Here is a 12735-nt window from a genome sequence, read left to right as displayed (position 1 = left end):
GAAATGCACATGACACGGCCAAGGTTCCGCCGGGATGCGGGCAGTAGCCGAAAAGCCGAGCTTGTCTCCAGGGTGCGGCGCCCCGGTTCAAGACTCCGATCTGCTCCGGCTCGGGCCATCGACGCCGCGAAATGCCCTCGGCACGGCGCACGGCGCGGGTTAAGAGCCTGCGGAAGCGGGTTTCCGAAATCGGCGACCCCATCCGTCGCGACCATCGCCTGAGAGAGGGTGCCATGCCGAGAGCCACCACGATCGTCCGCCGGGCCGCGGTCCGCCCCGATGCGGTCGTCGACACGATCAGCCTCGACCATGCCGGGCGTCAGGCGCAGCGCGGGCACCTACACAGCGCCGGCGGCCTGCATATCGACCTGGCGCTGGCGAAGGCCGCCGCCCTCGAGGACGGAGACGCCCTGCGCCTCGACGACGGTCGCCTCGTCGCGGTGAAGGCCGCCCCGGAGGCGCTGCTCGAGGTTCGCGCCGAGAATCCAGCCCGCCTGATGCGCCTCGCCTGGCAGCTCGGCGGCAACCACGTCGCGGCCGAGATCGGCGCCGAAATCCTCCACGTCCCGGCGACGCCCGCCACGGCGGAGCTCGTCCGCGGCCAGGGCTGCACGGCGACCCCAGTCGATCGCGCCTTCCGCCCCGAGCGCATGGCCCACGATCACAGCACCTGCGGCCACGACCATTCGCACGACCATCACGATCATGCGGCACACGCGCATGACGACCACGGGCATGACGATCACTGGCACGACCAGCATGCCCACGATCACGCTCCTCACGTGCACGGCCCGGATTGCGGCCACGATCACTGAAGCGGCTGCGAGACGGAATCGGCGGCCGGCCTCAAGCGGCGACGAACCGGCCTGACGGCTGCGCGGGTTCCGCCTCGCCCTCGGCGAGCACCAGGATCGCGCGGCCTTGGAGCGGGACGACGGCGCTTGATGCGTAGCCGGGGGCGTCCGGCGGGACGGCGCCTGTCGCGGCGGTGCTGTCGAAGACCGGGTGCCACGGGCCGCCGACCACCGCTGCGAGGCGGAAGTCGCAAGGGCCTTGGTCGGCGTTGATCAGGATCAGGATACGGCCGCGGTCGAGGTCGTTGCCGATCTGCATCCCGAAGGCCCGCCGGCTCTCGTCGGCCCAGGCCTCGGAGTCCATCTCCGCACCGCAGGGCGACAGCCAGTGCACGTCGCGCAGGCTCCCCCCGGGCGCGACCGGCGCGCCGTCGAAGAACGCGCGTCGGCGCAGGGCCGGCCGCTCCCTGCGTAGGCGCGTCAGGTTGGAAACGAACGTGCCGAGGTCCGGGTCGGGATCGGTCGACCAGTCCATCCAGCTCGTCGCGTTGTCCTGGCAGTAGGCGTTGTTGTTGCCCGCTTGCGTCCGCGAGCGCTCGTCGCCCATCAGCAGCATTGGCACGCCCTGGGCCAGCATCACGGTGGCGAGCAGGTTGCGCACCTGCCGGGTGCGGACGGCACGGATCGCGGGATCGTCGGTCGGCCCTTCGACGCCGTAGTTGCGCGACACGTTGTGGCCGTGCCCGTCGCGGTTATCCTCGCCGTTCCCTGCGTTGTGCTTCTCCTCGTAGGCGACCACGTCGGCCAGCGTGTAGCCGTCATGGGTCGCAGCGAAGTTGATGCTGGCGAGCGGGGAGCGGCGAGAGGGCGCGAACACCTCGCGCGATCCGGTCAGCCCCTGCGTCAGCTTGGCGAGCTGGCCGGCGTCGCCCCGCCAGAAGCTGCGGGCGGCGTCGCGGAACTGGTCGTTCCACTCGCTCCAGCCGCGCGGATAGCCGCCGAGCCGGTAGCCGTCCTCGCCGAGGTCCCAGGGCTCGGCGATCATCTTGACCTGGGCGAGCACCGGGTCCTGCGCCACCGCCTGGAAGAACGCGGCCTGCGCCGAGAACGCGGAGGGCGACCGGCCGAGGCTGGTGGCGAGGTCGAAGCGGAAGCCGGCGATGCCGTAGGCCGTCGCCCAGTGCCGGAGCGAATCCAGCACCATCTGCATCACCCGCGGGTGGGCGACGTCGAGGGTGTTGCCGCAACCGGTGCAGTCGACGTCGCGGCGGGGGTTCGCCGGATCGAGCTTGTAGTAGCTCGCGTTGTCGATGCCGCGGAACGACAGGGTCGGGCCGGTATGGTCGGCCTCCGCGGTGTGGTTGTAGACCACGTCGAGGATCGTCTCGATGCCGGCGGCGTTCAGCTCGCGGATCGCCGCCTTGAGGCCGCCGAGCCCGCCGTCGCCGAGGTAGCGCGGATCGGGCGCGAAGTAGCCGAGTGGCGAGTAGCCCCAGAAGTTCACCAGCCCCTTCTCGACGAGGAAGCGGTCGTCGGCGAAGGCCTGGATCGGCAGCAGCTCGAGGGCGGTGACGCCGAGCTTCCACAGGTGCTCGACGATGGCCGGATGCGCCAGCGCCGCGTAGGTGCCGCGCTCGGCTTCCGGCACCGCCGGATGGGTCATCGTCAGCGCCTTGACGTGCGCCTCGTAGATCACCGTCTCGGACAGCGGCCTGCGGATCGGCTGCAGCGCGAGGTTCGGAACCTCGGGCGCGGTGACGACCGATTTCGGCATGTAGACCGCGCTGTCGCGCCGGTCGATCTGGTCCTCGCGCTGCAGGCCGCGGCGGTGGCCGTAGAGGGCGTCGTGCCAGCGGATGCGTCCGCGGATCTCACGGGCATAGGGGTCAAGGACGAGCTTCGACGGGTTGAAGCGGTGACCGCGCGCGGGCTCCCATGGGCCGTGAACGCGATAGCCGTAGAGCTGCCCCGGCAGGACGCCGCGCAGGTAGCCATGCCAGACGTCGTCGCTGCGGCAGGGAAGCCGGATCGTCCGGCTCTCGTGGCGCTCGCCCGGCTCGAACAGGCAGAGATCGACCGCGGTCGCGTGCTCGGAGAACAGGGCGAAGTTGACGCCGCGTCCGTCGAAGTGGGCGCCCAACGGCGTCGGCACGCCGTCGTCGACGGCGATCATACGAAAATCCGACATGCGATGGTCCCCCCGGCCCGGAGCCGGTGTGGACGCATCCGTGTTCCCGGATCAAGTCGCCGGGGCGAATGGGCTGTGCGGCGCGCCCGATCGTGACCCAAAGCTACTCGCCTCAAGCCTACTCCGCCGCCGCGGCCGTCGTCGGCGGCTCGCGCTCGACGGTGCGGAAGTTCTCGAGTTCCGAGAGGAAGTTTCGCGCCCACCAGTCGACGTCCTCGCGGGTCATGCGCTCGACCATCGGCTTCCAGCGCTCCAGCCGCTCGCTACGCGGCATGTAGAGAGCCGTCCGGATCGCTTCGGCGACCTCGAAGCGGTCGTAGGGGTTCACCATCAGCGCCTCGGGTAATTGTCGCGCCGCGCCGGCGAACTTGGACAGGACCAGCACGCCCGGATCGTCCTCGCTTTGGGCGACGACATATTCCTTGGCGACGAGGTTCATGCCGTCGCGCATCGGCGTGACGAGACCGACGCGGGCGGCGCGGTAGAGGCCCGCGAGCACCGGCCGAGGATAGGCCTTGGTCACGTACTGGATCGGCGTCCAGGCCGGGTCTCCGAGCGCGCCGTTGATCTCGCCGACCGTCTCGTTGACGGTGCGCGAGAGCTGCTCGTACTCGGGCACCTCGCTGCGCGATTTCGGCGTGATCTGGATGTAGGTGACGTTGCCGCGCTGGTCGGGGTTGGAGGCGAAGAAGCGCTCCACCGCCTCCATCCGCTCGGGCACGCCCTTGGAATAGTCGAGCCGGTCGACGCCGATCAGCAGCTTGCGCGTGCGCAGGCCGGCCATCGTCTCGCGGACCACCTTGTTCGAGCCGGCCTTCTCCGCCGCGTCCTTGAAGCCGGCGACGTCGATACCGATCGGGAAGCTGCGGATCCGGGTGCGCCGGCCGTCGACCATCAGCGAGCCGCCGCCGAGGGGGATCGCGCGGAGCGTGTCGATCAGGTTGCGCGACAGGTTCTGCACGTCCGGGTCGGTCTGCAGGCCGATCAGGTCGTAGTCGGCGATGGCGCGGAGCAGGTCGTTGCTGGCCGGCAGCGTGTTGAACACGTCGGCGGCCGGCCACGGGATGTGGTGGAAGTAGCCGATCGGGTTCGAGAGCCCGAGGCCGCGCAACTCAGCCGCCATCGGCAGCAGGTGGTAGTCGTGCACCCAGATGATGTCGTCGGGCTGGACGAGCTTGGCCAGCGCACGCGCGAAGATGCGGTTGACGCGGCAATACCCGGCATAATCCGAGCGCGAGAAGATACCGAGCCCGAGCCGGTAGTGCATGATCGGCCACAAGGCCCGGTTGGCGAAGCCGGCGTAGTATTCTTCGTGGTCCTGCGGCGAGAGGTCGACCACCGCGTACTGGACGCGGTCGCGGTCGATCAGCGTCGGCTCCTCTGAGGGCTCCTCGCTGATGTTGCCGCTCCACCCGAACCACAATCCCTCGTAGGCGGTGAAGGCCTCCTTCACGGCGACGGCGAGGCCGCCGGCGGCGACCGCCTTGCCGCCTTCTTCCGGAACCGCAACGCGGTTCGATACGATCACAAGGCGTGCCACTCAGGTGGGCTCCGGATCCTCAAGCGCGCCGGCGTGGAACGCGCAACGTCAACGTTTCTTGCCATCCGTGAACGCGCGAGAGTTCCCGGCGATCCGTAGGGTTAGCCAAGCGCGAATGACCGCTGCGGGTCAAGCGATCGTTTGCAGCCCTCAAGACGAAATCCGAGGCCTGTCCCGGCGCCCGTCCCCGCCGCGCGGGGCGTCGGAGACAGGCGCGAACCTTGGCCGAACACGCCTGAACGGCGCCTGACCCGTCGTTCGCGCGGCCGTCCCCGGAACCCGCGGACGCGGGCGATGTTACTCAGGCGAACATCGCCCTCCAAGACCCGTGTACGAAGGAGTCCCGCTCATGGCTGCGTCCGAGATCCCCCACCCCGATCCGGCCCACGCCGCCGCGAGCGAGCAGGCCGAATGGCGCGGCCTGAAGGGCGATGTCGAGGGGATCGCCGATGTCGCGGCCGAACGCGGCCGCGGACTGATGGATGCCGCCCGGCTCCAAGCCCAGACCTTCGTCGAGGGTCGCAAGAACGACGCGGCCCAATCGGTCCACGACCTCGCCAAGACCCTTCGAGATTCGAGCAAGGACTTCGAGGATCGCCCGAACATCAAGGCGTTCTTCGACAGCGCGGCCGACGGCTTGAGCCAGCTCGGCGGCTCGATCGAGTCGCGCAGCTTCGCCGACTTCTACGGAGAGGCCGAAGCCTTCGCCCGCCGCGCGCCGGTGGCGGTTGCGGTCGGGACCTTCGTGGCCGGCTTCATCGCCGCCCGCTTCATCAAGTCGTCGAGCCTGCCGCCGGAAGGCGACGCGCGCGACAGCTTCCGCGCTTGATCGGCACGTCCATGTCGAACGGATCGCACACCCCGCCTCCGGGCTCCTCCTCCGGCTCCCCCGCCGGCAGCATCCAGAGCCTCATCGGCGATGCCCTGCGTGAGACCAACGATCTCGCCCGCAAGGAAATCGCCTTGTTCCGCGCCGAGATGGCGAAGAACGTCCGCTCGCTCATCGTCGGCATCGTCTGCCTCATGGCCTCTGCGGTGTTCTCCGTCGTCGCCCTGCTGGTGCTGATCGGCGCTTTCGTGAAGTGGCTCGCCACCATCGTCGGCTCCGAGTGGCTGTCGGCCCTGATCGTCGGCGGCGTCCTCCTGGTGCTCGCGATCGGGATGGCGCTCTGGGGACGCAGCGCCTTGTCGTTCTCGACGCTCGCCCCCACCCGCACAGGCCGGCAGGTCCGCCAGGACGCCCGCGCCCTTTCCGAGAGAGTGTCCGGATGAGTTCGATGAATGAGATGGAGCGGGACATCGAGGCGAGCCGCGCGCGCCTCGATGAGACCATCGAACGCATTCAGGGCCGCCTCTCGGTTTCGAGCCTGGTCGACGAGATGCTCGGCAACGCCCGCCGCGCCCCCGCCGTCAGCGGTGCCTACGACGGAGCGCTCGAGGCTGTCCGCCGGAACCCCGTGCCGGTCCTGCTGATCGCGGCCGGCGTCGGCTGGTTGATGCATCGGATGTCCCAGGACGCCAACCGCCGACGGACGCACGCCTCCGCCGAGCGCGTGCCGGTCCTGAACGACGGCGCCGCCCGCGCCTACGATCCCGACCTGCCCACCCGCCAGCCGAAGCCGCCGCTGTTGGACGAGACCCGCGCCTGACGGGACGCCGCTTCGCACAGCGCGGGCCGACGCCCCGACCGACCCCTCGGATTGGCCCCTAGCGGGTTTTGCCAGCCGCGTAAGAGTTCTGAAGGATCACGCCATGAGCAACACGAGCCTGGGCGACACGAGCAAGTCGGCCGCCACCGACAACCATCTTCCCGACGACATCGCGCGGCGCGCCGCCGCGAAAGTCGAGGCCGGTTTGCATGCCGCCGGCCTGGATCCGGTCCACCTCGATCCGCATGCGAAGGCGGCCGACCATACCCTGTGGCCCGACCCCGCGGGGCTGCGCGACCCGATCGGCCGTCACGACGCCTCTCCGCACGATCACCAAGCCGGCCCTGGCCCGGATGTCGCCGGCAAGGTCGGCGACGTGGCCGACAAGGCCCGCGCTGCGGCAAGCGATGCCGCCGACCGCGCGGCGGACTTCGCCGACCGGACGCGGGATCGCGCTTCGGATCTCGCGGACGACGTGCGCGACCGCCTCGGCGGTGCTGCGGACGAGGCCCGCAATTGGGTCTCGGGCGTCCACCGCGACCACATGCGCAAGATCGACGACGTGGTGGTGCGGGGCAGCGACAAGCTCGAGCGCAGCCGCACGGCGGTGGAGCAGTTCGTCACCGAGAACCCGCTGTTGGTTGGCGTGGTGGGCGTCGCCGCTGGCCTGCTGCTCGGCGCGCTGCTGCCTCGGACCCGCCAGGAAGACCGCAACATCGGACCCTACGCCGACGAGGTCCGCGACCAGGGCCTGCGCTACGCACGCGAGTTCACCAACCGCGGCCGGGAGTTCGTTGAGACCGCCCTCGACCCGGACAACATCCAGACGGCGGCCCAGAAGGCCGGCCTCAAGGCCGAGCCCGAGCACCACGGCGACGACCGGACGGCCCACCGTCTCTGAAGCAAACCCATATGGGAACCGATCGGAGAGGCGGCGCCGCAAGCGCCGCCTTTCTTCGTTCTCGACCCTTTCGCCGAGAGCGGGTAGGGACGCGGCCATGAAGACCGCCGATTGCGACATCCTGATCGTTCCGGGCCTGGGCGGCTCGGAGGAAGGCCATTGGCAGGCGCGCTGGGCCAGCCGAATGTCCACCGCCCGCGTCGTCGAGCAGGATTCCTGGCATGCGCCGGAGCCCGACGCGTGGTGCGGCCGCGTCGTCGAGGCGGTCGCGGCGGCGACGCGCCCCGTCATCCTGATCGCGCACAGCCTCGGCGTCGTCGCCTGCGTCGAGGCGGTTCCGAAGCTGCCCCAGGGCCGCGTCGTCGGGGCGCTGTTCGTGGCGCTGCCGGACGTCGAGGAGACGCCGAACCTGCCCGATAGCGTGCGCGCCTTCGCACCGCTGCCGCGCGACCCGCTGCCGTTCCCCTCCCTGCTGGTGGCAAGCCGCACCGATCCCTATTGCCGATACGAGCGTGCCGAGGACTTCTCCTACGCCTGGGGCTCGGCCTTGGTGGATGCCGGCGAATCCGGCCACGTCAACGTCGCCAGCGGCCACGGGCCGTGGCCGGAGGGCCTGATGCGCCTCGCCGGCTTCATGAAGGACCTGTGAGCGCATCGCTCAGGCCGCAGGCGCCCGGTTAACCTCCCGTTTACCGAAGCCCGCGCTGATGGACCTCGGATCACGGGCGATCCGGCCCGCGGGAGATCGACGTGACGCGAAAAGAGCTTCTGACGCGACTGGAGGCCGTGCAGACGGCGCTGGGCGAGCGCGCCCACACCTCCTTCAACAGCTCGATCTTCGGCGACGCCGCGCTGCTCAAGCGCATCGAGGCGTTCGAGGCCCAACTCGTGGCCGTCGAGAAGCCGAAGGTCGCCGACTACACAGGCAACATGTTCACCCGCATCGCCAACCGCCGCAACGCCGAAGCGGTGCAGAAGCGGGCGCAGTCCTAACGTCTCCCGCTACTTTGGCTCCGGGTCGGCCGGGCGGAGAAGTTCGCCGGCGACGTCCGAGAGCCGGGGCGGCGCCTCGCGCACGAACGGCAGGGGCCGGCAGACCGCAAGTGCCGCGAGGCCGAAGCGGGCGGTCATCAGGCCGTTCAGCACGCCCTCGCCGAGCTTCGCCGACACCCGCGCCGCGATCCCCAAGCCGAGCACCTGCTGGATCATGCTCTCGCCGACCGCCATCCCGCCGGTGACGGTCAGGTGCGTGAGGGCCGCGCGTGCTAGACGCAAGAACCCGAGGAAGCCCGGGCGCCCGCCGTAGATCGCCGCGATCCGGCGCAGAAGCCGCACGGCGGAGAAGACCACGAACGCAACGTCCACGATCGCCCGCGGGCTCAGCGCGGTGACGCCCGAGACCTGCTTGGCGGCGGTGGCGATGGCGTTGCGCGCCTGCCGGTCGAGGGGGCTCAACAACTCGTGCTCGGCGAGGCCGATGCGGTCGTCCACGTCGAGGATCGCGTCCGCCGAGGCTTCCAGCCGCTGGCGGCCTGCCGCGAGCCCCACGCGTTCCGCATAGAACGCCGAGAGGTCGCGGACCACGCCTTGGGCCGCGCTGTGGTCGCGCGTGGCGATCGCCGTGACCGCGGCCTGGCGCAGGTGCTCGATCTTGCGCTCGCGCCAGAGCCCGCGCAGCTCACGCACCACGATCGCCAGGAGCGCGAGCCCGGCCAGCGCCAGGAGCGCCAGGGCGACGCCGCCGAGCCAGGGCGCGGCCTGGAACAGGTCGGCGATCAGCCGCTCGACCGAGAGCCCGACGCCGAGCGACACGAGCCCGCCCGCGGCCGAAAGCAGGAGGCCGCCCCAGGGGACGCCACGGGACTTCGCCATCGGCACCGGCACGCCGTCGGCCGCGTCCACGATCTCGACCGGGTCCTCGACGATGCGGACGCCGCCCGGCGCCGCCGGCATCGGCGCGAGGGCCTCGCTCGAGGCCGGCGAGTCGGCGGCGGGGATGCGGAAGGCGCGCGGGCGCTGGGTCGAACTCACGGCATCATCCTCAAGGTTGTCGCCCCGGCCATCACGTCAGCTTGTCGCCGATCAGGAACTGCATCGCCCGGTCGAGTCGGATCTGCGGCAGGTGACCGGGCCGCTCCAGCGCGTCGGGCTTGATCACCGGAGGGCGGAACCGGGGAAACCGCAGCGAGCCTGGCTCGACCGCGCCTTCCAGCACGGCCTCTGGCCGGACGGGGAGATGGCCGGGAAACACCGCGGCCTCGGCCGTACCGTCGAACAGCTCGTCGCCGACGGTCTCGCCGGCCTCGGGCGTGCCGGCAACGGCGCGCAGCACCGCGTCGCCGTCGTGGATCGTGGACTCGCGGGTGGCGCGGACCGAAGCCAACGCCACGGTGCCGACGCGGGCGCCGGCGGCCTCGGTCCGGCGCATGGCGCGCGAGACGAGCAGGCGCAGCAGCGCCTCCAGCCGGTCGTGGCTGGTCTGGTGCAGGTGGTCCGCCTTGGTCGCCGCGAACATGATCCGGTCGGCACGCGGCGCGAACAGCCGCGAGAGCAGCGTGTTGCGGCCGATGTTCAGGCTGAGCAGGACCGAATCCAGCGCCTCCTCCAACTCGGCGAGCGCCGCCGGCCCGGCGTCGACGGCCGCGAGCACGTCGACCAGCACGATCTGGCGATCGACGCGCTGGAAGTGGTCACGGAAGAACGGCACGACGACCTTGGCCTTGTAGGCCTCGAAGCGCCGTTCCATCAGCCCGGCCAGCGTCCTAGGTTCGATCGTCTCGGGCAGACTATCGAGCGGCGCGAAGGTCAGGGCCGGTGAGCCGGCGAGGTCGCCCGGCATCAGGAACCGGCCGGGGGGCGTCGTCGCCACCATCTCCGGCCCGGCGCGCAACGCCGCGAGGTAGGCGGTGAAGGCGGCGCTCGCCCGCTCGGCCACGACTTCGTCGAGGGGGCCCACCGAGTCGAGGCCCTTGAGCATCGTGAGCCAAGGCGCCGCCATCTCCCCGCGGCCGGCGCGCCGGGTTCCGGCGATCGTCGCCCGCGACCAGGCGGTGTAGCTCTGCTCCAGCAGCGCGAGGTCGAGCAGCCATTCGCCGGGATAGTCGACCACGTCGAGCATCAGAGTGCCTGGGCCGGAGCGCCAGCCGCCGGCGCGCTCGTACTCGATCGCAAGGCGGAACTGGCTGATCCGGTCGGTGGAGCGCGGCCACAGGCGGGCTTCGGTGAGGGCGGAATAGTGCTCCTCGTAGGGGAAGCGCGGAACGTCGTCGTCCGGCTGCGGCACGAGGCGGGCGCGGCGCAACCGGCCCTCCTGCGCCGGGGCGAAGGCGGGGAGCGCGTGGCTCTCGACGAGATGGTGGATCAACGCGGTGGTGAACACGGTCTTGCCCGAGCGGGCGAGCCCGGTGACGCCGAGCCGCAGGGTCGGCTGGATCAGGAAGTCGCTCGACGCCTCGGCGAAGGCCTTGACCGCGGAGCCGGCGCGAGCGGCGAAACTCTGGATGGGCAAGGGCGGACTCAGGTGGTTGGGAGACGCGGAAGGGCCAGCCGGTCGGCCGTCGCCGTTCAGGTGGCGCGGGGAGGGGAGCGCCGCAAGGTTTCGGCGCGGCGAGACTCCGTTCGCCAAACGCTACTTCGCCGCGTCGGCCGTCGCCGCCGTGACCGGCCCGAGCCGGGCGATGGCGGCCTCGATGAGGGGCGGCCCGGCATGCAGGGCGCCGAGCTCCACCGCCGACATCGCACGCATCACCGCCGCGAGGTTCGACAGCGGGCTCCCATCGGGCGAGAACAGCGCAAGGTCGTCCGTGGAGCGTAGGCCGACGCTCTTGGCGATGGCGGCGGCGTAGTTGCCGATGCGGACTTCGTCGCCGCCGCAGAGCGGCGCCGGCGCGCGCAGATCGCCCAGGGACAGGCCGGAGACGATCATCGGCAGCAGCGCGGATTCGGCCACCAGCCGATCCGGGGACGGCACCTTCCGGTCGAGGAGCGCGGACGGGTCGTCCGCACCGCGCACGACGCGAGCGGATACGGCCGCCGGCTTGTCCGAAAGCCCGGAGGCGATGTCCGCGACCGGCCGCGATGCGACGCGGGTCGCGATGGCAGGGCGTCGGGCGGGATGGCCGCTCATTCGTGCCAGGGGCGACCAGGGCTGCACCCGCAGGGCCGTCCGCCCGCCGCGGCGGGCACCTCCGGGCAGGTGGCGGGCGAGGTAGCGGGCGCGAAGCGTCCCGCCGATCCCGCGGGGTGCGAGGGGCGACGGCTTCGCGTTTTTCGCGATCGGCCCGAGCAATGGAAGGCCGCAACTCGCGGGCGCCCAGCGACGCACGATCGCCAGCGCGGTGCGGCGCCCGTAGTCGCGGTAGTAGCGCCGAAGCAGGCCGGCCGCGGCGTCGGCTCCGTCGGCCGCGGTGGCGAAGCCGGTATGCCCCTCGGCGTCGGCGCCGACTTCGCCCGTCCAGCGCGCACTTTTGATGCACCAGTAATTGTTGAGCTTTGCGCAGCGCGCGACGAAGGCCGGCTCGGTCGGCGCGACCCGCGCGACCAGGGCGAGCGAGACCGGCCGAAGCTCCGCCCCGGCCTGCGCCCGCCAGTTCGAGACCGCTCGCGCCACGTGCTGATAGTACGGTGCGCCTTCGGCCCCAGATGCGCGCAGCGTGACGACCTGCGCGCGAAGTGCAACGGCTGAATCCTCAGCCAGGGGTGGCAGGGTCGTCAGGAGGAGTATCGCGGCGAGGAGCACGGGCGTCCGTGGTGAGGGTTGCGAACCACGAGGAACGGCGCGGCCGCACGATCGGTTCAGTTCGCGCGCACGTGCCGACGATCGCCCGGAGGCGCGCGAGACTTACGGATTCAGGTGCTTCAACGCCGCCGCGTGCAGGCGCGGGTCGCCGGCCGCGACGATGCGGCCGCCCGCGGTCGCCGGGCCGCCGTCCCAAGCGGTGATGATGCCGCCGGCGCCCTCGACGATCGGGATCAGCGCCACGATGTCGTAAGGCTTCAGCCCGGCCTCGACGACGAGGTCGACCTGGCCCGAGGCCAACATGCAGTAGGCGTAGCAATCGGTGCCGTAGCGCGACATGCGCACGCGGCCCTCGATGGCGCGGAACCGCTCGGCCTCGTCGCCCTCGGTGAACAGGCGTGGGTCGGTGGTGGCGAGCATCGCCGCCGACAGCTCGGCGCAGCGGCGAGTGTGGAGCGTCCGTTCGCCGCGCGGCCCGCGCAGGCGCGCGCTGCGCCCGTCGCCGGTGAACCGCTCGCCGAGATAGGGCTGGTGCATGAGCCCGCGCACGGCGCCGCCGTTCCGGGTCAAACCGATCAGCGTGCCCCAGGTCGGGATGCCGGTGATGAAGGCGCGCGTCCCGTCGATGGGATCGAGCACCCAGACGTATTCCGCGTCGAGACGCTCCGAGCCGAATTCTTCTCCTAGGATGCCGTGCGCGGGAAAGCGGGCGCGGATCATGTTGCGCAGGACGAGCTCGGCCGCGCGGTCCGCTTCGGTCACCGGGTCGAACGGCGCCGTCCCGGCGGCCTTGTCCGTCAAGGCGACCTGCGCCCGGAAGAATGGCACGATCGCTTGGCCCGAGGCTTCGGCCAGGTCGTCCATGAACCGGCCGAGTTCGACGACGCTCATCGGCTTTTCCCCGCACGGTCCCGCAATCGCGGCA

At 71.1% G+C, this 12735-nt stretch carries 13 protein-coding genes; 7 read left to right on the top strand and 6 right to left on the bottom strand.

All coding sequences use genetic code 11. The annotated features are described in order from the left end of the window. The first annotated feature begins 233 nt into the window (after positions 1-233). Positions 234-815 carry an urease accessory protein UreE gene (locus FV226_RS15330; RefSeq protein ID WP_147763583.1) on the top strand — a complete coding sequence of 194 codons (582 nt, stop codon included), beginning with the start codon at positions 234-236 and terminating at the stop codon, positions 813-815. Between the two features lie 31 nt (positions 816-846). On the opposite strand, the gene glgX is transcribed toward FV226_RS15330, so the two are convergent. Together glgX and FV226_RS15320 are read right to left on the bottom strand one after the other, a co-directional pair. Next, a complete protein-coding gene (gene glgX, locus FV226_RS15325; RefSeq protein WP_147763597.1) occupies positions 847-2967 on the bottom strand; it encodes a glycogen debranching protein GlgX in 2121 nt (706 codons plus the stop codon). A gap of 133 nt (positions 2968-3100) precedes the next feature. Further along, on the bottom strand, positions 3101-4522 hold the full coding sequence (locus FV226_RS15320; protein ID WP_147763582.1) for a trehalose-6-phosphate synthase: 1422 nt from the start codon (positions 4520-4522) through the stop codon (positions 3101-3103). Positions 4523-4871: 349 nt separating this feature from the next. Between FV226_RS15320 and FV226_RS15315 the strand changes: the two genes are divergently transcribed. From FV226_RS15315 to FV226_RS15290, 6 genes are all read left to right on the top strand, one after another. Then, entirely contained in the window at positions 4872-5351 is a 480-nt protein-coding gene (locus FV226_RS15315) for a hypothetical protein (RefSeq protein WP_147752191.1), read from the top strand. An 11-nt stretch (positions 5352-5362) separates the two neighbouring features. Beyond that, positions 5363-5794, top strand: a complete 432-nt coding sequence (locus tag FV226_RS15310) for a phage holin family protein (RefSeq protein WP_147763581.1) — start codon at positions 5363-5365, stop codon at positions 5792-5794. Between the two features lie 5 nt (positions 5795-5799). Beyond that, entirely contained in the window at positions 5800-6171 is a 372-nt protein-coding gene (locus FV226_RS15305; RefSeq protein ID WP_147763596.1) for a DUF3618 domain-containing protein, read from the top strand. A 103-nt stretch (positions 6172-6274) separates the two neighbouring features. Continuing rightward, complete coding sequence (locus tag FV226_RS15300; protein ID WP_147763580.1) at positions 6275-7072, top strand: hypothetical protein; 798 nt, start codon at positions 6275-6277, stop codon at positions 7070-7072. Between the two features lie 97 nt (positions 7073-7169). After that, complete coding sequence (locus FV226_RS15295) at positions 7170-7721, top strand: alpha/beta hydrolase (protein WP_147763579.1); 552 nt, start codon at positions 7170-7172, stop codon at positions 7719-7721. A gap of 101 nt (positions 7722-7822) precedes the next feature. Then, the gene (locus FV226_RS15290) at positions 7823-8065 is read left to right on the top strand and encodes a hypothetical protein (protein WP_147752187.1); all 243 of its coding nucleotides are present in this window, start codon (positions 7823-7825) and stop codon (positions 8063-8065) included. A gap of 9 nt (positions 8066-8074) precedes the next feature. On the opposite strand, the gene FV226_RS15285 is transcribed toward FV226_RS15290, so the two are convergent. The 4 genes from FV226_RS15285 to hisN form a co-directional block, all read right to left on the bottom strand. Then, complete coding sequence (locus FV226_RS15285; RefSeq protein WP_147763578.1) at positions 8075-9103, bottom strand: TIGR01620 family protein; 1029 nt, start codon at positions 9101-9103, stop codon at positions 8075-8077. A gap of 31 nt (positions 9104-9134) precedes the next feature. Then, on the bottom strand, positions 9135-10580 hold the full coding sequence (locus FV226_RS15280) for a YcjX family protein (protein ID WP_147763577.1): 1446 nt from the start codon (positions 10578-10580) through the stop codon (positions 9135-9137). Positions 10581-10700: 120 nt separating this feature from the next. Then, positions 10701-11810, bottom strand: coding sequence for a hypothetical protein (locus tag FV226_RS15275; protein ID WP_147763576.1), 1110 nt, complete (start codon positions 11808-11810; stop codon positions 10701-10703). A 102-nt stretch (positions 11811-11912) separates the two neighbouring features. After that, a complete protein-coding gene (hisN, locus tag FV226_RS15270) occupies positions 11913-12701 on the bottom strand; it encodes a histidinol-phosphatase (protein WP_147763575.1) in 789 nt (262 codons plus the stop codon). Positions 12702-12735: the final 34 nt, after the last annotated feature.

The sequence above is a fragment of the Methylobacterium sp. WL12 genome (genome assembly GCF_008039475.1).
Taxonomy (GTDB): Bacteria; Pseudomonadota; Alphaproteobacteria; order Rhizobiales; family Beijerinckiaceae; genus Methylobacterium; species Methylobacterium cerastii.
Note: the sequence above shows the minus strand (reverse complement) of the source record. Positions and strands in the feature narration are given on the sequence as shown.